Source organism: Streptomyces sp. NPDC039465 (genome assembly GCF_055639315.1).
Map to the genome: position 1 here is coordinate 478,117 of NZ_JBVKAP010000001.1, position 22,130 is coordinate 500,246.

17 protein-coding genes are annotated in these 22,130 nt (G+C 71.9%); 9 read left to right on the plus strand and 8 right to left on the minus strand.

Annotated elements, in window-relative coordinates; genetic code table 11:
• Positions 1 to 49 precede the first annotated feature (49 nt).
• The 3 genes from ACZ7LT_RS02225 to ACZ7LT_RS02235 all read left to right on the plus strand — a co-directional run bounded on the left by ACZ7LT_RS02225 (position 50) and on the right by ACZ7LT_RS02235 (position 3,543).
• Positions 50 to 1,327: a sensor histidine kinase gene (locus ACZ7LT_RS02225; RefSeq protein WP_471232962.1), complete on the plus strand. Its 1,278-nt coding sequence runs from the start codon at positions 50 to 52 to the stop codon at positions 1,325 to 1,327.
• Positions 1,312 to 1,959 (plus strand): LuxR C-terminal-related transcriptional regulator, encoded by a 648-nt coding sequence (locus ACZ7LT_RS02230; protein ID WP_471232964.1) that lies wholly within the window; start codon positions 1,312 to 1,314, stop codon positions 1,957 to 1,959. Before ACZ7LT_RS02225 ends, ACZ7LT_RS02230 begins: the two co-directional genes overlap by 16 nt.
• A gap of 63 nt (positions 1,960 to 2,022) precedes the next feature.
• On the plus strand, positions 2,023 to 3,543 hold the full coding sequence (locus tag ACZ7LT_RS02235; RefSeq protein WP_471232966.1) for a DUF1996 domain-containing protein: 1,521 nt from the start codon (positions 2,023 to 2,025) through the stop codon (positions 3,541 to 3,543).
• A gap of 3 nt (positions 3,544 to 3,546) precedes the next feature.
• On the opposite strand, the gene ACZ7LT_RS02240 is transcribed toward ACZ7LT_RS02235, so the two are convergent.
• The gene (locus ACZ7LT_RS02240) at positions 3,547 to 3,996 is read right to left on the minus strand and encodes a hypothetical protein (RefSeq protein WP_471232967.1); all 450 of its coding nucleotides are present in this window, start codon (positions 3,994 to 3,996) and stop codon (positions 3,547 to 3,549) included.
• Between the two features lie 125 nt (positions 3,997 to 4,121).
• Between ACZ7LT_RS02240 and ACZ7LT_RS02245 the strand changes: the two genes are divergently transcribed.
• The 4 genes from ACZ7LT_RS02245 (at position 4,122) to ACZ7LT_RS02260 (ending at position 9,206) form a co-directional block, all read left to right on the plus strand.
• A complete protein-coding gene (locus ACZ7LT_RS02245) occupies positions 4,122 to 4,925 on the plus strand; it encodes a tyrosine-protein phosphatase (protein ID WP_471232969.1) in 804 nt (267 codons plus the stop codon).
• A gap of 47 nt (positions 4,926 to 4,972) precedes the next feature.
• Entirely contained in the window at positions 4,973 to 6,907 is a 1,935-nt protein-coding gene (locus ACZ7LT_RS02250) for a hypothetical protein (protein ID WP_471232971.1), read from the plus strand.
• A 338-nt stretch (positions 6,908 to 7,245) separates the two neighbouring features.
• Positions 7,246 to 8,130, plus strand: coding sequence for a metal-dependent hydrolase (locus ACZ7LT_RS02255; RefSeq protein WP_471232973.1), 885 nt, complete (start codon positions 7,246 to 7,248; stop codon positions 8,128 to 8,130).
• Positions 8,130 to 9,206, plus strand: coding sequence for a PDR/VanB family oxidoreductase (locus ACZ7LT_RS02260; protein WP_471232974.1), 1,077 nt, complete (start codon positions 8,130 to 8,132; stop codon positions 9,204 to 9,206). Before ACZ7LT_RS02255 ends, ACZ7LT_RS02260 begins: the two co-directional genes overlap by 1 nt.
• A 42-nt stretch (positions 9,207 to 9,248) precedes the next feature.
• On the opposite strand, the gene ACZ7LT_RS02265 is transcribed toward ACZ7LT_RS02260, so the two are convergent.
• Positions 9,249 to 9,545, minus strand: coding sequence for a hypothetical protein (locus ACZ7LT_RS02265; RefSeq protein WP_471232975.1), 297 nt, complete (start codon positions 9,543 to 9,545; stop codon positions 9,249 to 9,251).
• Between the two features lie 38 nt (positions 9,546 to 9,583).
• Here ACZ7LT_RS02265 and ACZ7LT_RS02270 point away from each other — a divergent pair, with 38 nt between their 5' ends.
• Positions 9,584 to 10,321, plus strand: a complete 738-nt coding sequence (locus tag ACZ7LT_RS02270) for a TetR/AcrR family transcriptional regulator (RefSeq protein ID WP_471232977.1) — start codon at positions 9,584 to 9,586, stop codon at positions 10,319 to 10,321.
• Here the strand turns inward: ACZ7LT_RS02270 and ACZ7LT_RS02275 are convergent.
• Positions 10,306 to 10,650 (minus strand): 5-carboxymethyl-2-hydroxymuconate Delta-isomerase, encoded by a 345-nt coding sequence (locus tag ACZ7LT_RS02275; RefSeq protein WP_471232978.1) that lies wholly within the window; start codon positions 10,648 to 10,650, stop codon positions 10,306 to 10,308. The genes ACZ7LT_RS02270 and ACZ7LT_RS02275 overlap by 16 nt on opposite strands.
• Before the next feature lie 61 nt (positions 10,651 to 10,711).
• Between ACZ7LT_RS02275 and ACZ7LT_RS02280 the strand changes: the two genes are divergently transcribed.
• Positions 10,712 to 11,227, plus strand: coding sequence for a GNAT family N-acetyltransferase (locus ACZ7LT_RS02280; protein WP_471232979.1), 516 nt, complete (start codon positions 10,712 to 10,714; stop codon positions 11,225 to 11,227).
• 50 nt (positions 11,228 to 11,277) lie between these two features.
• Here ACZ7LT_RS02280 and pulA read toward each other — a convergent pair whose 3' ends face one another.
• The 5 genes from pulA to ACZ7LT_RS02305 all read right to left on the minus strand — a co-directional run bounded on the left by pulA (position 11,278) and on the right by ACZ7LT_RS02305 (position 22,129).
• The gene (pulA, locus tag ACZ7LT_RS02285) at positions 11,278 to 16,515 is read right to left on the minus strand and encodes a pullulanase-type alpha-1,6-glucosidase (RefSeq protein ID WP_471234765.1); all 5,238 of its coding nucleotides are present in this window, start codon (positions 16,513 to 16,515) and stop codon (positions 11,278 to 11,280) included.
• Between the two features lie 175 nt (positions 16,516 to 16,690).
• Entirely contained in the window at positions 16,691 to 18,394 is a 1,704-nt protein-coding gene (locus tag ACZ7LT_RS02290) for a carbohydrate-binding module family 20 domain-containing protein (protein ID WP_471232980.1), read from the minus strand.
• Between the two features lie 180 nt (positions 18,395 to 18,574).
• On the minus strand, positions 18,575 to 19,636 hold the full coding sequence (locus ACZ7LT_RS02295; RefSeq protein WP_471234766.1) for a LacI family DNA-binding transcriptional regulator: 1,062 nt from the start codon (positions 19,634 to 19,636) through the stop codon (positions 18,575 to 18,577).
• Entirely contained in the window at positions 19,624 to 21,234 is a 1,611-nt protein-coding gene (locus ACZ7LT_RS02300; protein ID WP_471232982.1) for a glycoside hydrolase family 13 protein, read from the minus strand. The genes ACZ7LT_RS02295 and ACZ7LT_RS02300 overlap by 13 nt, the downstream gene beginning before the upstream one ends.
• A 31-nt stretch (positions 21,235 to 21,265) precedes the next feature.
• Positions 21,266 to 22,129 (minus strand): sugar ABC transporter permease, encoded by an 864-nt coding sequence (locus tag ACZ7LT_RS02305; protein ID WP_471232983.1) that lies wholly within the window; start codon positions 22,127 to 22,129, stop codon positions 21,266 to 21,268.
• Position 22,130 lies beyond the last annotated feature (1 nt).

The following is a 22,130-nucleotide window of genomic DNA, read 5'->3' on the forward strand; positions in this document are numbered from 1 at the left end:
GTGACCGTGCACGGGGGCTGTGTCCACACAGGGGGAGAGGTTCGCGACCATGACCAGACCGGCGGAGTATCTGCGCGGCCAACTGCTGTCCGCCGTCCGGGGGTTCGCGGTCTCGTTCCTCTGCATCGTCGCGTCGACCGCGCTGTTCGTCTTCAGCGTGGTCTCGATCGCGCTGGTCCCCCTCGGGGTGGGTGTGCTCACCACCCCGCTGGTGCTGGCCGCCGTACGGGCCCATGCCGACCGGCGGCGGCTGCTGGCCGCGCGGTGGACGGACATCAGGATCGGGCGCGCGTACCGACCCGTCCCCGCCGACGTGCGCGGCGGGATCGCCGGGCACGTCGAGCGGTGCCTGCTGCTGCTGAAGGACCCGGCGACCTGGCGGGACCTGCGCTGGCTGCTGGTCGACATGACCGCGGGATATCTGGTCGCGCTGCTGCCGGCGGCGCTCGTGCTCTACCCCGTGGAAGGGGCGGTGCTCGCGGTGGGGCTGTGGCGGGTGTTCACCGAAGATCCGTACTGGTTCGGCTTCGTGCCGGTGGACAGCCAGGCGAGCGCTCTCGCGGCGCTGGCGCTCGGGCTTGTGGTCCTCGCCGTGGGGCTTCGGTACAACAGCACATTGCTCCGTGGGCACTTCGCCCTCGCCAAGGCGCTGCTGGACCGGCCGCTGGAGGCGGAGCTGTCCGAGCGGATCGACCGGCTGACCGAGACCCGGCACGACGCGGTGGACACCTCGGCGGCCGAGCTGCGCCGGATCGAGCGGGACCTGCACGACGGGGCGCAGGCCCGGCTGGTCGCCATGGGCATGCATCTGAGCACGATCGAGGCGCTGATCGAGAAGGACCCGGCCCAGGCGAAGCAGCTGATCTCGATGGCCCGGCAGAACTCCGCGGAGGCGCTGACCGAGCTGCGCGACCTGGTCCGCGGGATCCATCCGCCGGTGCTCGCCGAGCGCGGACTGCCGGACGCGGTACGGGCGTTGGCGCTGCGCCTTCCGGTGCCGGTGCAGGTGGACGTGGACCTGCCCGAGGGCGCCGTGCGCGCCGAGGCGCCGGTGGAGTCGGCGGCGTACTTCGCCGTCAGCGAGTTGCTGACCAACGCGGTCAAGCACGCGCAGGCGGACGCGATCTGGGTGGACATGTCGTACGCGGCGGGGGCGCTGCGCGTGTCGGTCGGCGACAACGGCCGGGGCGGGGCGGCGGTCGGCGGCGGTTCGGGCCTCGCCGGGGTCGAACGCAGGCTCGGTACATTCGACGGCGTCCTGGCCGTCAGCAGCCCCGCGGGCGGTCCCACCATGGTCACCATGGAGATCCCTTGCGCGTTGTCCTAGCCGAAGACCTCTTCCTGCTGCGCGACGGGCTCGTGCGGCTCCTCCAGGCGTACGGCTGCGAGATTCTCGCCGCCGTGGAGTCCGGGCCGGAGCTGACCAAGGCGCTCGCCGAGCTGGAGCCGGACGTCGCCGTCGTGGACGTCCGGCTGCCGCCGTCGCACACGGACGAGGGGTTGCAGTGCGCGCTCGCCGCGCGCCGGGCGCGGCCCGGGCTGCCCGTGCTCGTCCTGTCCCAGCATGTCGAGCAGTTGTACGCGCGTGAGCTCCTCGCGGACGGCAACGGCGGCGTCGGCTATCTCCTCAAGGACCGGGTCTTCGACGCGGACCAATTCGTCGACGCGGTACGGCGGGTGGCGGCGGGCGGGACCGCGATGGATCCGCAGGTGATTTCCCAGCTGCTGTCCCGGCGTTCCCAGGAGGAGCCGCTCGGTGGTCTCACCCCGCGCGAAAGGGAGGTCCTGGAACTGATGGCCCAGGGCCGGTCCAATACGGCCATCGCGGGGCAACTCGTCGTCACGGAACGGGCCATCGCCAAACACACGTCGAACATTTTCGCGAAGCTGGGGCTTGAGGTGTCGGACGACGACAATCGCCGTGTCCTGGCCGTTCTCGCTTTTCTCGATCGGGGCTGAACGCATCACGCGTCCCATCCGTATGGAACGGAGCGCTACTTCCCTCCCCGGGATTGGAGTTCCATGGGACGCACACGAAAACGTTCGACGCTGGCCGGCCGGGCGATCGCCGCCTCCGCCGCACTGATTCTGGGCGGGGGTGGGCTGGTTGCCGTGAATGTCTACGCATCCGCGGGCGAAGGCTGGTCCGGCCCGCGGCAGCAGCAGGGACAGGGGCAGTCCCCGCAGCAGCTGATGTCCACGATCGACTGCCCCGAGGCCGCCAATGAACTGCGCCAGGTCCCCCAGGGGGTGCGCGGCGCGGTGGACCGTGAACTCGCCACGCTCGACACCCAGATCACCACCGCGTATCAGCGGTTCGCCGAGAACAAGCAGCGGATCGCCCAGGATCCGGGCTACGGCGAGCAGCAGATCCTGGCGCCCCTGAGAAACGAACGGCTGGTCATTCTCCAGCGAATCGTGGCCCTGATCGACCGGGAGGCCGAGCGCCCCCAGGGCCTGGAGGCCATGGCGCCCTGCACCCTGCGCGCCGACGACGAAGCCAACCAGACCCTGAACCAAGGTCAGGACCAGAACCAGAACCAGGGCCAGAATCAAGACCAAGACCAAGGCCAAAACCAAGACCAAGGCCAAAACCAGGACCAAGGTCAGAACCAAGGTCAAGGGCAGGGTCAGGGCCAGGGGGGCAACGGGCCCGTCGGCTCCGACTTCGTCGACATCCGGAACGTACAGCCCAATGTCAGCAATCCCCGGCAGCGCAGCGGCGCTTCGCGGGGCACCTTCATCACCAATTGCGGACGGAATCAGAACGGAAAGTTCAATCCGGACAATGTCATCGTCGCGCCCGGTGTGAGCAACGGCGCCCACCATATGCACGACTATGTCGGCAACCAGGCCAACGACGCCTTCGCCAGCGACGACGACCTCGCCCGCGGCCGCACCACCTGCCGTAATCAGGGCGACAAATCCACCTACTACTGGCCCGTGCTCCGGCTCCAGAACGGGCAGAACGAGAACGACGCCAATGCCGACGGCGGCGGAAAGGACCAGAACGTCGGAGAGATCCAGACGCCGTCGCAGGTCACCTTGAATTTCGTCGGCAGCCCGGTCTCGAAGGTCACGGCCATGCCCCGTTTCCTGCGGATCATCACCGGTGACGCCAAGGCGTTCACCAACGGCGACGCGAACGCGAACGCGTCCTGGAGCTGCACCGGATTCGAGAACCGGCAGCTGAAGGACAAATATCCGATCTGCCCGCAGGGCAGCCAGGTGGTGCGCACCTTCAAGTTCCAGAACTGCTGGGACGGGCGGAACACCGACAGCGCCAACCACCGCACCCATGTCGCCTTCGCCGACGCCGCCGGGCGGTGCCCGAACGGCTTCCGGGCCATTCCGCAGCTCGTCCAGCGGATCGTCTACGACGTGCCGCCGCCCTCCGCGGGCGGGCCCCGGTTCGCCGTGGACTCCTTCCCCGAGCAGCTCCACAAGCCGATCACCGATCACGGCGACTTCATCAACGTCTTCGACAGCCGACTCATGCAGGGGGTGGTGAGCTGCATCAACGACGGGCGTCGCTGCGCCTGAGCCTCAGTGCCCCGCACCGTGTGACGTGTGACCCTGCGACGTCTCACCGTGCGGGGCACCGCTGTGCGGGGCGTGCGGCTGGTGCGGCGGGGCGGTCTCGACCGTTCCGCCGAGCCGGCCGCGCACCGCTGTCACGACCTCGGCGTCGCCGGCCACGACCCACTTGCGGCCGACCAGATAGGAACCGCCGTAGTCCTTGGACTCGTTGATCCACTCCCGCTGACCGCGGTCGGTCGCGAATGTGGTCAGAATGTAATTCCCGTCTCTGGTGCGGCAGTTGGCCTGCCGGAGCTCTTCGGCGTCGGTCTGGATGTTGGGCTCGCACTCCGCCTTCGCGGCGAGCTGCTCCAGGGTGCCGGTGGCCTCCTCGGGCGCCTCGGGCGCGCTGTCACAACCGGTCACCAGCATGAGGGCAGCGAGGACGGCCGCCGCCACGGTTCGCTCCGTACGCATGAGCCCATCCTGCCCCTTCGATCACGCGGACGGGGGCGAACGCCAGGAGTCGTACGAACCCTCTGGGGAGACCTCCCCTCGGTTACGGTTTGCACCGATACACCCGTTTCCTCCTGGAGTCGCCCATGCCCGCCATCCCCGCCACCACCGTCGCCAATCTGCGCGACCTGGGTTCCACTCCCCTGCCGGGCGGGCGCGCGGTGCGGCCCGGGCTTGTCTTCCGGTCGGCCCAGCTGGACCGGCTGGACCCGGCCGCCGACCCGGCGGTGGCCGGCCTGGGCATCCGTACCGTCGTCGACTTCCGTACGGCCGCCGAGCGGGCCGAGCGCCCCGACCACGTGCCCCCGGGCGGCCGGCTCCTGGTCGCCGACGTGCTGGCGGACTGGCTGGCGACCAGCGGGCTGCCGCCGGCCGCCAAGCTGAAGACGCTGCTCGCCGAGCCGGCCCTCGCCGAGCAGGAGCTCGGCGGCGGCCGGGCGCACGCCGTGTTCGCGCGGACCTACCGGGCCTTCGTCACGGCCGAGTCGGCGCGGCTGTCGTACGGGGCGTTCCTCACCGAGCTCGGCGATCCCGGCGCGGGCCCGCTGCTGTTCCACTGCACGGCGGGCAAGGACCGGACCGGCTGGGCCGCGACGATCGTGCTGACGCTGCTGGGCGCGGACGAGGAGACCGTCCTGGCCGAGTACCTCTCGGTGAATCCGGCGGTACGGGAGGCGTTCGCGCCGCTCATCAAAGGGTTCGCGGCGCAGGGCGGGGACCCTGACCTCGCACTGTCACTGGTCGGGGTGGTGCCGGAGTATCTGGCGGCGGCGCTGGACGAGGTGGCGGTGCGGCACGGGTCGATGGAGAAGTACGTACGGGAGGGGCTGGGGGTCGCGGACGAGGTGGTGGAGCGTATCCGCGGGCGGCTCGTCACCACGTCGGCGTAGCCCGGACGGCGAGGTGACCATCGCATGATTCGCTCGTTCTGCTGAATGTGAGCACCCAGGAGAACCAGGAACTCGCCCCCTCCCCCACCGTCCCGCCCATCGATGTCGAGCAGGCCGAAGCGGCGCTGGTCGAGCACTATCCACGGCTGGTGCGGATCGCGTATCTCGTGCTGCCGCCCTCCCTCGGGCGCAACCGGCGGGTGGTGACCGCGCACTCGCTGGTCCAGCGGTCGCTGCCGCGGCGGCGTACGGGGGGCGGCGGGCCCGCTGCGGCCCGGCCGCGCCGCCCGGAGGACGCGGTCGATCCGGGGTACGCGTACGTACGCGGTGAGGTGCTGCGGCAGGCGTTGCTGGCGGGGCGCCCGCTGCGGCGGCTGGCCTGGCCGAGCCGGGCGCAGTTCCCGCCGCTGCTGCCGATGGTGTGGGGGCTGCGGGTCTTCCCGAGGGCGGGCGGCGCCGATGAACTCGCCCTCGACCAGCGGCTGTCGGCGCTCTCCGGGGCGGGGCGGGCGGCGTATGTGCTGCGTGGTCTGGAGCGGCAGGGCGACGCGGAGGTACGGCGGGTGCTGGCCGCCGCGGGGGTGGCCGATCCGGGTGCGGCGCTGGCGGAGGCCGACGGGGTCGGGGCGATGTACGCGCTGCTCGGCTCGGCGGAGTTCGACCCCTGTTCGCTGCAGGCGCGGCCGACGGATCTGATGCGGCGGCGTCAGCACGCCCGGGCGGCGGTGGCGGCCGCGGCGGCGGTGGCCGTGTGCGGGGCGCTGCTGGGGCTGCCGGGTGAGGGCTGGGGGCCGGGTGGGGCGGCGGCGCCGTCGTACGCGCGCAATCCGGCGTCGGAGGCGGCGCTCGATCCGGAGCGGCTGCGGCGGGTGGCGCCGGCGGTGTGGCAGCGCTCGGCGCGGACGGATTTCACGGTGTGGCCGGTGCGGGGCGATCTGACCGGTGACAGTGCATTGCTGCGGCGTGCGCTGGCGGTGTGGGCGCGGCCGGGCCGTACGGTCCTCGCGTCGGCGACGCCGGGCACGCCGCCGGGTCCGCCGATGGGGGCGCCGCAGCTGCTGTTCGCGGGGCGGGTGGATGCGGCGCGGGTGGTGCTGTTCCACGACGGGCTGCGGGTGGTGCGGTACGCGGAGCCGGTGGCCGGGACGGGTGGCGCGGCGCTGGACTTCGCGCGGACGGACGGCGCGGACATGGCCGCGTCCGGGGCGCTGGTGGTGGGGCGGGCGGCGGGCAACGTCCGCTATCTGACGGCGCCTTGGGTGCGGACGGTGGGGGTACGGGATCTGCTCGTACCGGACGGGGCGCCGAGGGCGCTGCGGCGGGACGCGTACGGGGTGACGGATCCCGTGCCGAGCCCGGCGCAGGCCCGGGACTGCCGGTCCTGGGACGTGCTGGAGGTCGGCGACGGGATGGCGGTGCGGCTGCTGACCGACCTGGGCGAGCTGACTTTGGCCCGGCTCACCTGGGGTCCTCCGGCGGCGCCCGGCGAGGTGGCGTCCCCGGCGGCGCGGGCCGCGTGGGCGCGGACGGCGTGTCTGCTGCCGTCGGTCCGCGGGCACGGGGTGCGGGCGGTGAACTCCTGGCAGTTCGCGCGGCAGCGGCTGCCGGAGGGGGGCGGCAGTGCGGTGTGGCTGTGTACGCGCGCGGAGACCTGGCGGGGTACGGGGGCGCGGGTGCTGGCCCAGTTCCAGGCGCCGTCCGCCCAGCCGGGGGCGCCGGGCGCGGTGGCGGCGAAGGCGGAGGAGTCGCCGGTCTGCGGTCCGCGTGATCCGCGGGTGCTGGCGGGGGTGTTGTGGCAGGCGCGGGGCGGCCAGTGGTACGTCCTGGCGGCCGGCGGCCCCTCCTTCACATCCCTGGACACCTCGGGCGGCGTCCGGGCGCATGCGGAGGGCCGCCTGCTGGCGGCCCGCACGAAGCCGGGCACCCGGGCCCAGCTGACAGGCCGCACACAGGACGGGGCCCGGGTGGGCGCTCTGCGCTGACGCGGACCGGCCGGAGGGCGGCAGTAGCCGGGACCCCGCGGCCTGCCGCCGGACGCGGCGCCTGCGGGCGCGGTCGGCGGCCCGGGGTCTGCGGTCGGCCCCCGCCCCCGGGCCGGACGCCCGGGCCGGGTGCGCGCCCGCGGTCGGCACCCCGCGGTTGGCGAGCGGCCCCGAGCCCCACCCCCGGACCCGGCCCCCCGGGCCCCGGCCCCGGCCCGCGGACCCGGAGCCCGAGCCCCACCCCCGGACCCGGCCCCGCAGGCCCCGCCGCCGTGCCCCGGCGAAATTCCCTCTGCACGCCCCTGTCGCCCGCGCTTACCCGTCAGTACATTGACGCCATGTCTAATACGCAGCCTGCACCGGTGGCGTCGGAGCACATACCCCTCAAGGCCCGGAAGGTCTCCTTCGACTGGCAGGAGACCCCGCTCCACTGGGTTCCCGGCGACCCCTTCACCACGCACACGATCAACGTGCTCCATCTGCTGCTCCCCGCGGGCGAACGCTGGTTCATCCACGTCTACAAGCAGGTGCTGCCGCTCATCACCGACGACCGGCTGCGCGAGGACGTCATCGGCTTCATCGGGCAGGAGGCCGTCCACTCGCAGGCCCATGACGACGTCCTGCCGCGCCTCAAGGAGCTGGGGCTCGACCCGACCCCGTACACCGCGCAGGTGGACTGGTTCTTCGAGAAGCTGCTCGGCGACCGGACGCTGCCGCCCGGCAGGCCGCGGCGGTGGTGGCTCATGGAGCGGGTCGCGCTGATCGCCGCGATTGAGCACTACACCGCGTTCCTCGGCAACTGGGTCCTCAACGCCGAGGAGCTCGACCGGCGCGGCGCCGACCCCGCCATGCTCGATCTGCTGCGCTGGCACGGCGCGGAGGAGGTCGAGCACCGCTCGGTCGCCTTCGAGCTGTTCATGCACCTCGACGGCGGCTACCGGCGGCGCGTGCGCACCTGGGCCGCGGCCTTCACCGCGCTGGTCTTCTTCTGGCAGCGCGGCGCCCGCTTCTTCATGGAGAACGACCCGACCCTGACCGACGGCAGGGCGTCGGTGGCGCAGCTCGTCCGCAAGGGGCGCGAGGGCCTGCTGCCCTCCACCCAGGACATGCTGCGGTCCATCCCGCGCTATCTGAGCCGCGGCTACCACCCCTCGCAGGAGGGCTCCACCGAGCAGGCCGTCGCCTATCTCGCGAGCTCCCCCGGCGCCAACGGAGGCCGCTGATGAAACGACTCACCACCGTCGTCGTGGTGGCCGGGGCCGCGCTGGTCGCCGCCCGCGCCAAGCGCGCCATGGGCCGCCGGATCGAGGCGTCCCCGCTGTGGCCGATGCCCGCCCTGGACGAGCCCGTCTCCGGCCGGGGCCGGCACTCCACCGTCACCCTCCGGGCCCTGGTCGCCGAGCGGACCACGCCCGCCGAAGGCGTCGTCCAGCTCCGGCTGGAAGGCGCCGGGCTGCCGTCCTGGGAGCCGGGCGCGCACGTGGACCTGGTCCTGCCGTCGGGTCTCGTACGGCAGTACTCGCTCTGCGGCGACCCGGCCGACACCGGCGCGTACACCGTCGCGACCCGGCTGATCGAGCCGGAGTTCGGCGGCCGCGGCGGCTCCCGTGAGGTGCATGAACAGCTCCACGAGGGCACCGAGGTCGAGCTCCGCGGGCCGCGCAACCGCTTCCCCCTGGTCGACGCCCCGGCCTATCTCTTCGTCGCCGGAGGCATCGGCATCACCCCGGTCCTGCCCATGCTGCGCGCGGCCGACGCGGCCGGAGCGGACTGGCGGCTGCTGTACTGCGGGCGCGCCCGGGCGACGATGCCGTACCTCGACGAGATCGGGAAGCTCGACGGCGCCGACGCGCGCGTGACGGTCGTCGCCGAGGACGAGGAAGGCCTGCCCGACCTGTCCTTCCTGGCCGGGGTGCCGGCGGAGACGGCGGTGTACTGCTGCGGCCCCGACGGCCTGATGGACGCCGTCACCGCCGCGCTTCCGGACGGCAGGGAGCCCCGGCTCGAACGGTTCGCGCCGGGTGCCACCGCCCCCGGCGGCGCCTTCGAGGTCGAACTGCGCCGCTCGGGGCATACGGTGGCGGTCGCCGCGGACCAGTCGGTGCTGGCCGCCGTCCGCGCCGAGCTGCCCCATGTGTCGTACTCCTGCGAACAGGGCTTCTGCGGCACCTGCCAACAGCGGGTCCTGGAGGGCGAGATCGACCACCGCGACGAGCTGCTCACCGACTCCGAGCGGGGCGACTCGATGCTGATCTGCGTCTCGCGCTGCACGGGCCCCCGGCTGGTCCTGGACCTGTAGCCCGGCTGGTCCCGGACGTGTGGCCCTCGCCGCACGTGCGCCTTACGGCAGCAGGAACCAGTCGGCGGCGAGCGCGGTGAGCAGCCCGCCCCCGAGGAGCCAGGTGCCCAGGCGGGTACGGCCGTTGCGGGAGAGTTCGATCACCACACCGCACAGGATCATGGCCAGTCCGTACACCCCGACGACCAGTACGGAGGTACGGCTGGCCAGCCGTACGGCGAGGACCGTGGCCAGGGTCACCAGCAGCACGGAGGCGACGACGATCCGCAGCCGGCGGGCCTGCCTGGGGGTCAGGCCCTCGGCCGCTGCCTGCGGCGTGTCCTGGTCAGAAGCGCTCATGTCGTGGGAGCGTAACCGACGACGGTTAGGCTGTTCGCATGACGACCGGGGTACGCCGCAGGATGGGCGTCGAGCAGCGCAGGCAGCAGCTGATCGGGGTGGCGCTGGAGCTGTTCAGCCACCGCTCCCCCGACGAGGTGTCGATCGACGAGATCGCGGCCGCCGCCGGGATCTCACGGCCGCTGGTCTACCACTACTTCCCCGGCAAGCAGAGTCTGTACGAGGCGGCGCTGCGGCGGGCCGCCGACGAGCTGGCCGCCCGGTTCATTGAGCCGCACCAAGGGCCTCTGGGGGCGCGGCTGCTGAGGGTGATGGGCCGTTTCTTCGACTTCGTGGACGAGCACGGGCCGGGTTTCTGGGCGCTGATGCGGGGCGGCCCGGCGGTCGGCTCGTCGACCACCCACGCGATGATCGACGAGGTGCGGCAGGCCGCGTACGAGCAGATCGTCGCGCACCTCGGGATCACCGACCCGCCGGCCCGGCTGGAACTGGTCGTGCGGTCGTGGGTGTCGCTCGCCGAGTCGACGGCGCTGATCTGGCTGGACGGGCGCCGGGTGCCGCGTGCCGAGCTGGAGTTGCAGCTGGTGCACGACTTCGCGGCGCTGGCCGCCGTGAGCGCGGCGTACGACTCGGAGATGGCGTCGATCCTGCTGGCCATCCTCGCCGAGGAACCGGCCGACGGCCCCTTCGGTGACCTCGTCGGCCGGCTGCTCGCCCTGGCGCCCGCCGTCACCTCCGGTGCCGGGGCGCACGTCCCGGCTCAGCGCCTGCGGTAGGCGGGTTCGAGGTCGCGTACCTCGGCGGAGATCCGTACACCTTCCGGCGACTTGAGGTGCCGGGGCAGGAGCTCGACGACGGCTTCGGCGAGGCGGGTCTTGGCCTCCGGCGCCCGCCCGGCCATGATCGCGATGGTGACGTGGACGACCGCGTCGTCGTCGGCGCCGTCCCCGCAGACCGTCTCCTCGGCGCGGCGGAATCGGGACTTGCAGTTGTCGATGTGCGTGCGGATCGTCTCGCCGACGACCGGGTGCAGCGCGAGCGCGAACCCCCGGCGGTCGAAGGTGTCGTCGAGGGACGCGGAGTAGTCGACGGTGATCTGCGGCATGGTCACTCCCGGTCACGGTGCGGTCGTACGGCTGTCTGAGCTCACCCTTATGGTGATCGTCATGACGGCACAACTCACCTTCCGGACGGCCGAAGAGAACGACATCGGCAGGTTCGTGGACCTGTACGACGGAGCCGCGTCCTGGATGCGAACCATGGGCATCGCGCAGTGGAAGCCCGGCGAGAAGGACGCGGCGCACTTCCGGAGCAGGATGCGGGAGGGTGAGCTGTGGCTGGCGGCCGACGGTTCGGGGCGGGCTGTCGGTGCGTACGAGCTGTGGTGGGACGACGAACCGGCCTGGGGGCCGCAGCCGCCGGTGGCCGGATATGTGCACCGGCTGATGACGGACCGGGCGGCCGCGCCCGCCGGATCGGGCCGGGCGCTGCTGGCGCACGCCGAGCGGCGGATCGCGCGGGGCGGGCGGCGGCTGGCCCGGCTGGATTGCCTGTCGAGCAATCCGCGGCTGCGGACGTACTACGAGGAGGCGGGGTACCGCGTCGTCGGCGAGCAGCCGGGGAAGGTGGCGGCGGACGGCAGCCGGTACGGCGTCACGCTGCTGGAGAAGGAACTGACGTGAGCTGGGGCGGGCCCGGCCGGGGTGTCCCGGCCGGGCCCGTCCTCGCGAGGTCAGCTCCGGCGGAACACCGCCACGGTGCGCGCCGGGACCGTGAAGGTGCCCGAACTCGCCTCGTAGGACGCGGACTTGACAGTGGTGTCCGTGCCGGACGCCTGCACGGGGTGCAGGGCGTAGGGAGCGCCGGCCAGGTCCGCGATGCGCTGGGTGTGCCGCTCGGGGGTGGCGTTGAAGACCACGACGAGGTCACCGAGCTTCATGGTGATCACGCCGGGGGTCTCGTCCGGCCCGGAGAGCGGGAACGACAGCTGGGACTGCACGTCACCGGCGGTGGCGAGGCCGAAGGCCGGTTCCGTGGTGCGGATCTTCTGCAGGTCGCGGTAGGCGGCGGCCGCGCCGTCGATCTGCGGGCAGCCGACGGTCAGCGCGCTCTGGGTGAGCAGCGGCTTGGCGTACGGCCACTTGGCGCGGTTGTCGGCGGCCGGCGGCAGGCCCCGGCCGAAGCCGTTGCCGTCGCGGCAGTCCCAGTGGATCGCGTTGAACCAGTCGCCGCTGTCGTAGGAGTTGCGGTCCAGGGACTTGGAGCGCAGCAGGTCGGAGCCGGCCTGGGAGAGCGCCGGGCCCTGGGAGAGGGTGGCCGTGGCCATGGCGAGCACCTGCATCCTGGCCCGGTCCCCTGGGGACGTGGTGGCCGGCAGTTTGAAGGCGAGCGCGTCGTAGAGGGTTTCGTTGTCGTGGGCGTCGGCGTAGGCGAGGGCGTCGCCGGGGGCGGCGGCGTACCCGGCCGGGGCGCCGTTGTAGTCGACCTCGGAGCCCTTGACCGTACGGCCGCGGGTGTCGGTGAAGGTGTACGCGGCGAGGTTGCCGGAGAGGCCGACCTTGATCAGGTCCTGGTAGTGCAGGAGGCGGGCCTTCTGCTCGGCGGGGGTGCCGTTCGCCTTCGAGGGGCCGGGGTCGGTGAACAGGCCGGAGGCGAAGCCCTGGACGCCCGGGTCCTCGTCGAAGGGGCCGCCGCCGCGGACGGCGTCGCGGGCCCGGTCGGAGAAGGTCGCGATGCCAGTGCCGGCCATGTTCTTCTGGGTGGCCTGGACGAAGCGGGCGTCGTCGGCGATCTCGCCGAAGTTCCAGCCCTCCCCGTACAGGATGATCTTCTTGCCGTCGACGCCGTCCTTCTCGACGGTCAGCGCGTCGAGGGCCTCGCGGACGGCGAGGATGTTCGCCTTGGGGTGGTGGCCCATGAGGTCGAAGCGGAAGCCGTCCACCTTGTACTCGCGGGCCCAGGTGACGACCGAGTCGACGACGAGCTTGCCCATCATGGCGTGCTCGGGCGCGGTGTTGGCGCAGCAGGTGGAGGTGGCGACGGAGCCGTCGGCCAGCAGGCGCTGGTAGTAGCCGGGCACGATCCGGTCCAGCACGGACTTGGGGTCCTGGCCGCTGGCGACGGTGTGGTTGTAGACGACGTCCATGACCGTGCGCAGTCCGGCGTCGCCGAGGCCCTGGACCATCCGCCGGAATTCGACCGTGCGGCGGGTGCCGTCCGGGTCGGAGGCGTAGGAGCCCTCGGGGACGGTGTAGTGCAGCGGGTCGTAGCCCCAGTTGTAGGCGTCCTTGGCGGCGGCGGCCGCGACGCACGCCTGCTGTTCGTCGGAGTCGGGGGCGTAGACCTTGAGGTCGCAGGCCGGGGCGGTCTGGTCGGACTTCTTCTCGGGGATGGTGCCGATGTCGAAGGCGGGCAGCAGATGGACGTAGGAGGTGCCGCTGCGGGCGAGGGCGGTGAGGTGCTTCATTCCGGCCGAGTCGCGGTCGGTGAAGGCGAGGTAGCCGCCGGGGTGCCGGGAGGTGCGGTCCGCGAGGGAGAAGTCGCGGATGTGCAGCTCCTGGATCTGGGCGTCCTTGAGCGGGACGGCGGCCGGCTTCTTCAGCGTGGACCAGCCCTTGGGGGCGAGCGCGGGGTCGCGCAGGTCGACGACGAGGCTGCGGGCCGAGTCGGTGGTGAGTCCGGTGGCGTAGGGGTCGGTGACCTGGTTGGTGACGAGCCGCTGGACGCTGGGCGCGTACACGGTGACGTTGTAGCGGTACGGCTTGCCGCGCCAGCTCGCCGGGCCGGTGACCGACCAGACGCCGGAGGCGTCGTCGCGGCGCATCGGCACGGCCTTGCCGTCGAGGTCGAGGGAGACGGTGCGGGCTGTGGGGGCCCAGACGGACAGGGTCGGGCGTCCCTTGGTGAAGACGGGGCCGAGGGCGGCGCCGGTGGCCTTGGGGGCGTACAGGTCGTCGAGGACGCCGGGGATCTGGACGCCGGTCGCGGCGAGCAGGGCGCCGTTGGCGGCCCGCTGGGTGGCGATGAGCTGGCCGCGCAGGGCGGTGGTGACCCGGTCGCGGTCGCGCGGGTCGACGGTGAAGGCCGGGTACTCCTTGAGGTGGGGGTGCTTGGCCTTCTGGGCGTCAGTGAGGGTGGCGGGGGTGAGCCGCAGCCACCGTCCTTCGTCGGACAGGGCGCCGTCGACGACCCGGATGGAGCCGTCGGGGGCGTACACCAGCTGCTGGCTGGTGGCGTCGGTCGCCTTCACCTTCCAGACGACGGTGGTGCGGTCGATGAAGTGGGCCTCGGACTTGGTGAGGTCGAGGGTGGGGGCGGCGCCTGTCTGCGGGAGGAGGTAGGCGGGCTGCCCGGCGAGGAGCCAGGCCTCCCGGCCGTGGGTGGCGAAGCTCAGCGACTGGTCCTGGGGCAGGTCCTTCTGGTCGCCCTTGTGGAGGATGTAGCTGAGGGAGGTGGCCCCTGCGGCGAGCGGCACCTCGTAGGTGACGCCGTACGCGTCCTGCCGGACGGGCATCAGCGGCTTGGCCCAGTCGGTCGGCTGCGCGGCGCCGGTCCAGGTGTGCAGGCCCCAGCCGTCGTAGTCGCCGTCGGGGCGCTGGTAGTGCACGACGGCTTTGGTGGTGTCCTGCGGCGGGCGGGCGCCGTCGGGGGCGGTGTCGGCCTGGCCGTCCTTGCCCTGCTCGATCCAGACCTCGCCGGTGCGGGCGAGGGTGATGGTGCGCCGCGGCCCGTCGGAGGTGCCGTTCTGCTCGACGGTGTACGAGAGGGTGGTGGCGCCCTCGGGGAGGCGGACCCAGGCGAAGGCGCCGTACGCGTCCCGTCCGGTGAACCGTCCGGTCAGACTGCCGTCGGCGGCCTTGAGCTGCCAGCCGTCGTAGTCTCCGGCGGGCCGCTTGTAGTGGACGACGGCGTAGGTGCGCTCGACGGCGGTGGGCTTGCCGGGCGGCGGGGTCTGGCCCGCGGTGGTGGTGGCGTGCGCGTTCGCGGTCCGGCCGGCGCTGTCGACGACGACGGCCTTGTAGCGCACGGGCGTACCGGCCGGGGCGTCGAGGTGGTGTGTCACCTTGTACGGCGCGTGGTCGGCGGTGCCGAGGGTGTGCCATGTGCCATTGCCCACCTGGGCGGCGAAGACGACCCGGTTGAGCCGGCCGCCGGCCGGGGCCGCGGAGATCTCGACGGTGCCGGTGGCTCCGGCGGCGGGGGCCGTGAGCGTCAGGGACGGCGCGGTGGCCGCCGCGGGCAGGGGCCGTGTGGCGCGCAGGACGAGCGAGGAGAGCGCGGGGACGGTGAGCGTGAGCTGCCCGTCGGCGGCGCGGACGGTGCCCGAACCGCCGTACAGCACACGGAAGTCCGCGGCGTCACCGGAGTCGGTGGGGACGGTCACCGTCTTGTCGGTGGTGGCGTTGTTCGTCGCGACCAGGTATTCGGTCCCGGTCGTGGCGTCCGTACGCGAGACGGCGTGGACGGAGTCCTTGGCGTGGCGCTGCTGCTGGACGCCGTCCCGCAGCGCCGGGTGCTCGCGGGTGAGCTTGGAGAGTGCGGCGATCGAGCGGTACAGCGGGTGGCTGGTGTCGTAGGCGTCGTCGGCGTGCGTACGGTCCGTGCCGAGCTGGTCGTCGTCGAGGTAGTCGGGGGTCTTCGACGCGAAGAGGGTCTGCCGGGCGTCCTTGTCGCCGCCGGAGCCGGTGAAGCCCTGCTCGTCGCCGTAGTAGACGACGGGGTTGCCACGGCTGAGGAACATCACCTCGTTCGCGAGCCGGGCGCGGCGCAGGAGTTCGGCGTCGTCGGCCTTGGGGTTGTCCTGCTTCAGGAAGGTGCCGACGCGGCCCATGTCGTGGTTGCCGAGGAAGGTCACCTGACCGTAGGCGTTGGCCTTGTCGGTGGTGTACCGGTAGTCGTCGGCGAAGACGCGGGCGAGGCGGTCGGCGCCGGCGCCCTGCGAGGCGTAGGCGCGGACGGCGTCCTGGAAGGGGAAGTCGAGGGTGGCGTCGAGGCGGCCGCGGGTGACGTACGGGGAGGTGACGGCGGTGTCGGCGGAGTACACCTCGCCGAACATGAAGAAGTCCTCACGGCCCCGCTTGGCGGCGTACGCGTCGAGGGCGGTGGCCCACTGCGTCCAGAAGTCGAGGTCGACGTGTTTGACGGTGTCGATCCGGAAGCCGTCGATGTCGAAGTCCCGGACCCACTTCTCGTAGATCTTCTTCATGCCGTCGACGACTTCGGGGCGTTCGGTCCACAGGTCGTCGAGGCCGGCGAAGTCTCCGTACTCGGCGCTCTCACCGGCCCAGGTGGAGTCGCCGCGGTTGTGGTACATCGTCGGGTCGTTGAGCCAGGCCGGGACCTTGCCGCCGGACTCCTTCGGCGTGTACGGGAAGGAGTCCTCGTCGACGCGTCCGACACCGGCGCGGTCGTCGAAGGGGCGGCCGTCCTTGTCGAGGTAGGGGTGGGAACCCTTGGGGCGGTAGCCGTAGGCCTTCTCGGCGTAGTCGACGGTGTCGGCGGTGTGGTTGGTGATGACGTCGAAGTAGACCTTCATGCCCTTGGCATGGGCCTTGTCGATCAGGGTCTCCAGGTCCTTGTTGGTCCCGAAGTGCGGGTCGACCTGGGTGAAGTCGGTGATCCAGTAGCCGTGGTACCCGGCAGTCGCGTCCTTGCCGGTGCCCTGCACGGGCCGGTTCTTGAAGATCGGCGCCATCCAGATGGCGGTGGTGCCGAGGCCCTTGATGTAGTCGAGCCGCTGGGTGAGCCCCTTGAGGTCGCCGCCCTGGTAGAAGCCCTTGTCGGCGGGGTCGTGGCCGTGGTCGAGCCGGCTGCCGGTGAGCCCGCCGCGGTCGTTGGCGGTGTCGCCGTTGGCGAACCGGTCGGGCAGCACGAAGTAGAACTGCTCCCGGCTGGCGTCGTGCCGCGTCGGGGCCTTGGCCATGGCCCGGTCGGAGGGCGGGGCGGGCGGCTTGGCGGCGGCGGCCGGCATGGCGGGCGCGAGCGCCGCGCAGAGGGCGGCGGCCAGCGTGGCCGCGACGGCTCTGCGGCGGCCGCGCGGGGGCTGTGTCACGAGGTTCTCCTGATCCGGTACGGGAAGGGGAGTCGCCGCTCCGCGCGCAGCGGGGATGAGCGCGCGGAGCGGCCGTCAGGGGGACACCGGCGTCCTACGAGCGCCAGGTGTCGGTGAGGGCGACGGTGCCGGAGGACGGCACGGTCGCGGTGCGGTTGGCGCCGGACTCCCATGTCACCTTGCCCGCGATGTCCTTGCGCAGGTACTTGTAGGCGAAGGACGTACCCGCGGGCAGGGGCCGCTCCAGCTTCCAGAGCGGGTAGGACGAGGGGTCCAGCTTCAGGGCGGCGGCCGGGGCCCAGTTGCCGAGCTCCGGACGGTCGCCGGTGACGTAGATGTTCTCGCCGGGGACGGTGGTGGCGTGCACGCCGAACGACGCGCCCGTCGCGGTGGACGTACCGCACGAGCGGGCGCCCGCGTGCAGTGCCACGGCCGTGTTCGCCGGCAGGGTTGCCGTGAACTGGCCCGACGCGTTCACCGTCACACCCCGCCCGCTCTGGACGTCGCAGTAGTCGCCGGCCGGCAGCGACGTCTGGAACGTACGGGTCAGGGCCGACAGCTCGTGGTTGATGGCCACGTACGCCTTGGTGCCCCGGCCGAAGGCGATCGCGTCCGCGCCGTTGTCCCACCAGTTGGTGACGGCCTGGCCGGCCGAGACGTTGCGCAGGGCGACCATCGAGGCGATCTCGCGCCAGGCGTGCTGGCACTTCCAGCCGTCGGTGTAGCAGGAGTTGACGGTGCCGCCATGCGGTGGGCCGGCGTCCTTGTCGGACCATTCGTAGCCGGAGTGGACGTCGGGCGAGCCGTAGGGCCAGGCCAGCATGAAGACGTTGGCGAGGGTGTAGTCGGCGCCGTTCTTGTAGCTGAGGGTGTCGCCGCCGCGCTCGGTGTCGTGGTTGTCGACGAAGACACCGGCCTTCGCGGACTGCATGTAGCCCCAGCCCTCGCCGTAGTTCTTCAGGTAGGCGAGGTTCTCGTTCTGGAAGACCCGCTTGAGGTCGCGGGCGTACCGGAACTCCTGGACGTCGCCGTTGCCGAGGTACTCGGTGGGTGAGACCGCCTCCCCTGCGCCGTATATCGCCTCCTGCTTCCAGTACACGGACGGGTTGCTCAGGCGGGACTTCACGGCGGCGAGGTCGGCGGCGGGCATGTGCTTGGCGGCGTCGATACGGAAGCCGTCGACGCCCAGCGAGAGCAGGTCGTTGAGGTACGCGGCGATGCGGTCGCGGACGTACGTCTCGCCGGTGTCGAGGTCGGCGAGGTCGACGAGTTCGCAGTTCTGGATGTTGCCGCGGTCCTGGTAGTTGGTGATCCGGGAGCGGCAGTCGTCCATGTCGAAGCCGGAGTAGACGCCGGAGTAGTTGTACTTGTCGTAGGCGGAGCCGCCGGTGCCGGTGCCGGATCCTGCGGCCATGTGGTTGACGACGGCGTCGGCGACGACCTTCACCCCTGCGGCGTGGCAGGTGTTGATCATGTTCTTGAAGGAGGTGCGGTCGCCGAGGCGGCCGGCGATCTTGTAGCTGACGGGCTGGTACGAGGTCCACCACTGGCTGCCCTGGATGTGTTCCTGGGGCGGGGAGACCTGGACGTAGCCGTATCCGGCGGGGCCGAGGGTGTCGGTGCAGGCCCGGGCGACCGAGTCGAACTTCCACTCGAAGAGGACGGCGGTGACGTCCTTGTCGCCGGGGGGATCGGCCTGTGCCTGCGGGGCGTACACCATCACACTGCACAGCGCCCCCGCCGCCAGGGCGAGGGTCGCGGTACGTGGTCGGCGGGCTCTGGCACTTCTGCGGGCCATGAGGAGCCTCCTGCGTGAGGGGGGAGGGGAGGGGCCTTGTGCGGGGCGGCTCGCCCGGTCCACAAGGCCTGTTCAGGAAACGTCTGAGAGTTCTTGCTGAAACAACGCAGAAACTTCTTGCAGACCGTACGAGCGCCCCGCCCGGCGGTCAACCCTTTCCGCGCCCCCTGTCCCGCCCGGTTATGCCCGGCGGACCTGCCCGGTCGAGCCGCGCACCACCAGCTCCGGCTGGAAGACGAACTCCGTGCGCTGCACGGGGTTTCCGTCGATCTCCTCAAGGAGCGCGCCGACCGCCGCGGTCGCCATCGCCTGCACCGGCTGGCGCACCGTGGTCAGCGGAGGGTCGGTGAAGGCGATCAGCTGCGAGTCGTCGAAGCCGACGACGGAGACGTCGCCGGGCACGTCGAGGCCGCGCCCGCGCACCGCGCGGATCGCGCCGAGCGCCATCATGTCGCTGCCGCAGACGATGCCCGTGCAGCCCTGGTCGAGCAGGGCGCCGGCCGCGGCCTGGCCGCCCTCGACCGTGAACAGGGTGGGTTTCACCAACAGTTCGGCCTCGTCGTGGGGGATGCCGAGCGAGGCGTGCAGCGCCGCGACGAACCCCTCGGCCTTGCGGCGTGAGGGCACGTAGCGGGTCGGTCCGATGGCCAGGCCGATGCGTTCATGACCCAGCTCGACCAGGTGCCGTACGGCCATCCGGGCCGCCGACCGGTCGTCCGGTGAGACGAAGGGGGCGGCGACGTGCTCGTTGTAGCCGTTGATGAGGACGAACGGGACCTTACGGGCGGCGAGTTCGACGTACCGCGTGGGGTCGGCGGAGGTGTCGGCGTGCAGCCCCGAGAGGAAGACGATGCCGGTGACACCGCGCTCCTCCAGCTGCTCGACGAGCTCGTCCTCGGTGGCGCCGCCCGGCATCTGGGTGCACAGCACCGGGGTGTAGCCGTGCCCGGCCAGAGCCTGTTCGATGACCTGGGCGAACGCCGGAAAGATGGGGTTGGTCAGCTCCGGGATCACCAGACCGACCAGACCGGCGCTGCGTCTGCGCAGCCGTACGGGCCGCTCGTAGCCGAGCACGTCGAGTGCGGCGAGGACGCGGTGGCGGGTGGCGGCGGCCACGCCGGCCTTGCCGTTGAGGACGCGGCTGACCGTGGCCTCGCTGACATGGGCCTGCGCGGCGATGTCCGCGAGCCGCGGGGCGCTCTGCTCGGCACCCCGCGGCCTGGGAAATGTCACACTGCCCACCATGCGGCGGTGTCGGCGGGCACCTCGACGGTGCCGTCCTCGGCTGCCAGGTGCGCGCTGGACAGCAGGAGCCGGCCGGGCGTGGGCAGGCGTACGGCCCGTCCGGTCGTGTTGACCGTGCACACGAAGCCGTCCCGTCGGAAGGCGAGCACGCCCTCGGGCGCGTCCAGCCACTCCACCGCGTCGCCCGCGCCGAGGCCCGGGATCTCGCGGCGCAGCGCGAGGGCGCCGCGGTAGAGCTCCAGGGTCGAGGTGGGGTCGCCGGTCTGCGCCTCGACGCTCAGCGCCGCCCAGGACTCGGGCTGCGGGAGCCAGCTGCCGCCGTCACCGAAGCCGTACGAAGGTCCCTCCTCCGTCCACGGGATGGGCACCCGGCAGCCGTCGCGCAGGCCCTCCTGGCCGTTCTCCTTGAAGAAGGACGGGTCCTGGCGCACCTCGTCGGGCAGGTCGGTGACCTCGGGCAGGCCGAGCTCCTCGCCCTGGTAGATGTAGGCGGAGCCGGGCAGAGCCAGCATCAGCAGTGCGGCGGCGCGGGCGCGGGCGAGGCCCTGTGCACCGTCGCCGTACCGCGTGACATGGCGTACGACATCGTGGTTGGAGAGCACCCAGGTGGTGGGGGCGCCGACCGGGCGCATGGCGTCCAGCGATTCGTCGATCGCGGCGCGCAGCGCCTTGGCGTCCCAGCCGGTGTCCAGGTAGTGGAAGTTGAAGGCCTGGTGGAGCTCGTCGGGGCGCAGGTAGAGGGCGGTGCGTTCGGCGCTGGGGGTCCAGGCCTCGGCGACGCCGATGCGGTCGCCCGCGTACTCGTCGAGGACCTTGCGCCAGGAGCGGTAGATCTCGTGGACGCCGTCCTGGTCGAAGAAGGGCAGGACCTGGTTGCCGAGGAGCTTGAGCTGCTCGCTGTGGCCGAGGTCGGGCAGGCCGGCGGCCTTGACGAGGCCATGGGCGACGTCGATCCGGAAGCCGTCGGTGCCCATGTCGAGCCAGAACCGCAGGATGGAGCGGAACTCGTCCTGGACGGCCGGGTGTTCCCAGTTGAAGTCGGGCTGCTCGGGGGCGAAGAGGTGGAGGTACCACTCGCCGTCCGCGACGCGTGTCCAGGCCGGGCCGCCGAAGATGGACTCCCAGTCGTTCGGGGGCTCCATGCCGCCCTCACCCCGCCCGGGGCGGAAGTGGAAGCGTTCGCGCAGCGGGCTTCCGGGGCCTTCGCGCAGCGCCTGCTTGAACCATTCGTGCTGGTCGGAGCAGTGGTTGGGGACGAGGTCGACGATGATGCGCAGGCCCAGGGCGTGGGCTTCCCGGATGACGGCGTCCGCGTCGTGCAGGGTGCCGAACATCGGGTCGATGGCGCGGTAGTCGGCGACGTCGTAGCCGGCGTCGGCCTGCGGGGAGGCGTAGAAGGGGCTGAGCCAGACGGCGTCGACGCCGAGCTCCTTCAGGTACGGCAGCCGGCTGCGCACGCCTTCGAGATCGCCCATGCCGTCGCCGTTGCCGTCGGCGAAGCTGCGTGGATAGACCTGGTAGATCACCGCGTCACGCCACCAGCCGGGGGTGGTCCCGGTGGTCGGATTGGTGGGGGCAGCGAGGTGCTGGGTCATGTCTTCCCTGGTAGTCGTGGAGGTCGGGGCGTCAGGACTTGGTGGCGCCGGCGGTGAGCCCCGAGACGAGGTGGCGCTGGGCGAGTCCGAAGACGATCGCCGCGGGCACCGCGATGATCACGGCGGCGGCGGTCAGCGAACCCCAGTCGCTGGTGTACTGGTTGACGAAGGACTGCAGTCCGCCGGAGAGGGTGAGGTTCTCCTCGCCGGTCATGAAGGCGGAGGCGTAGGCGACTTCGGCCCAGCCGGTGATGAAGCTGTAGAACGCGGTGACCGCGAGACCGGGGCGCGCGAGCGGCAGGACCAGCCGCCAGAAGACGCCGAAGGGGTTGAGTCCGTCGACGCGGCCGGCTTCGTCGATCTCGACGGGGATGCCGTCGAAGTAGCCCTTCATCATCCAGGCGCAGAACGGCACGGCGATGGTGAGGTAGGTGATGACGAGGCCGAGGGGCTGGTTGAGCAGGCCGAGGCTCGCCAGCAGGTTGTACAGCGGCACGATCAGCACGGCGACCGGGAACATCTGGGTGATGAGCAGCAGCCACATCAGCGGGCGCATGCCGGGGAAGCGGAAGCGGCTGACGGCGTAGCCGGTGGTGGCCGAGATGAAGACGCCGATGACGGTGGTCAGGCCGACGACGAGCAGGGAGTTGCCCAGCCACTCGAGGAACGCGGTCTCGCCGAGGACGTGGCTGTAGTTGCCGAGGGTGAAGTCCTTGACGAGGGAGGTGTCGAAGGCCTCGGTCTTGGGCTTGAAGGAGGTGACCACGAGCCACAGCGGCGGGAAGACCGCGATGACGGAGGCGACCAGCAGGGTCAGGTGGAGGCCGACGGAGGCGAGCGGGGAGCGCTCGCCCCGGCTCCGTACCTTCTTCTTGGTCTGCTGAGTGGAGGACATC

Excerpts from the sequence above, each read along its gene's own strand:
- ACZ7LT_RS02225 (WP_471232962.1), top strand. The coding sequence starts at position 50 with ATGACCAGACCGGCGGAGTATCTGCGCGGCCAACTGCTGTCCGCCGTC.
- ACZ7LT_RS02235 (WP_471232966.1), top strand. The coding sequence starts at position 2,023 with ATGGGACGCACACGAAAACGTTCGACGCTGGCCGGCCGGGCGATCGCC.
- ACZ7LT_RS02240 (WP_471232967.1), bottom strand. The coding sequence starts at position 3,996 with ATGCGTACGGAGCGAACCGTGGCGGCGGCCGTCCTCGCTGCCCTCATG.
- ACZ7LT_RS02245 (WP_471232969.1), top strand. The coding sequence starts at position 4,122 with ATGCCCGCCATCCCCGCCACCACCGTCGCCAATCTGCGCGACCTGGGT.
- ACZ7LT_RS02255 (WP_471232973.1), top strand. The coding sequence starts at position 7,246 with ATGTCTAATACGCAGCCTGCACCGGTGGCGTCGGAGCACATACCCCTC.
- ACZ7LT_RS02260 (WP_471232974.1), top strand. The coding sequence starts at position 8,130 with ATGAAACGACTCACCACCGTCGTCGTGGTGGCCGGGGCCGCGCTGGTC.
- ACZ7LT_RS02265 (WP_471232975.1), bottom strand. The coding sequence starts at position 9,545 with ATGAGCGCTTCTGACCAGGACACGCCGCAGGCAGCGGCCGAGGGCCTG.
- ACZ7LT_RS02270 (WP_471232977.1), top strand. The coding sequence starts at position 9,584 with ATGACGACCGGGGTACGCCGCAGGATGGGCGTCGAGCAGCGCAGGCAG.
- ACZ7LT_RS02275 (WP_471232978.1), bottom strand. The coding sequence starts at position 10,650 with ATGCCGCAGATCACCGTCGACTACTCCGCGTCCCTCGACGACACCTTC.
- ACZ7LT_RS02280 (WP_471232979.1), top strand. The coding sequence starts at position 10,712 with ATGACGGCACAACTCACCTTCCGGACGGCCGAAGAGAACGACATCGGC.
- pulA (WP_471234765.1), bottom strand. The coding sequence starts at position 16,515 with ATGCCGGCCGCCGCCGCCAAGCCGCCCGCCCCGCCCTCCGACCGGGCC.
- ACZ7LT_RS02290 (WP_471232980.1), bottom strand. The coding sequence starts at position 18,394 with ATGGCCCGCAGAAGTGCCAGAGCCCGCCGACCACGTACCGCGACCCTC.
- ACZ7LT_RS02300 (WP_471232982.1), bottom strand. The coding sequence starts at position 21,234 with ATGACCCAGCACCTCGCTGCCCCCACCAATCCGACCACCGGGACCACC.
- ACZ7LT_RS02305 (WP_471232983.1), bottom strand. The coding sequence starts at position 22,129 with ATGTCCTCCACTCAGCAGACCAAGAAGAAGGTACGGAGCCGGGGCGAG.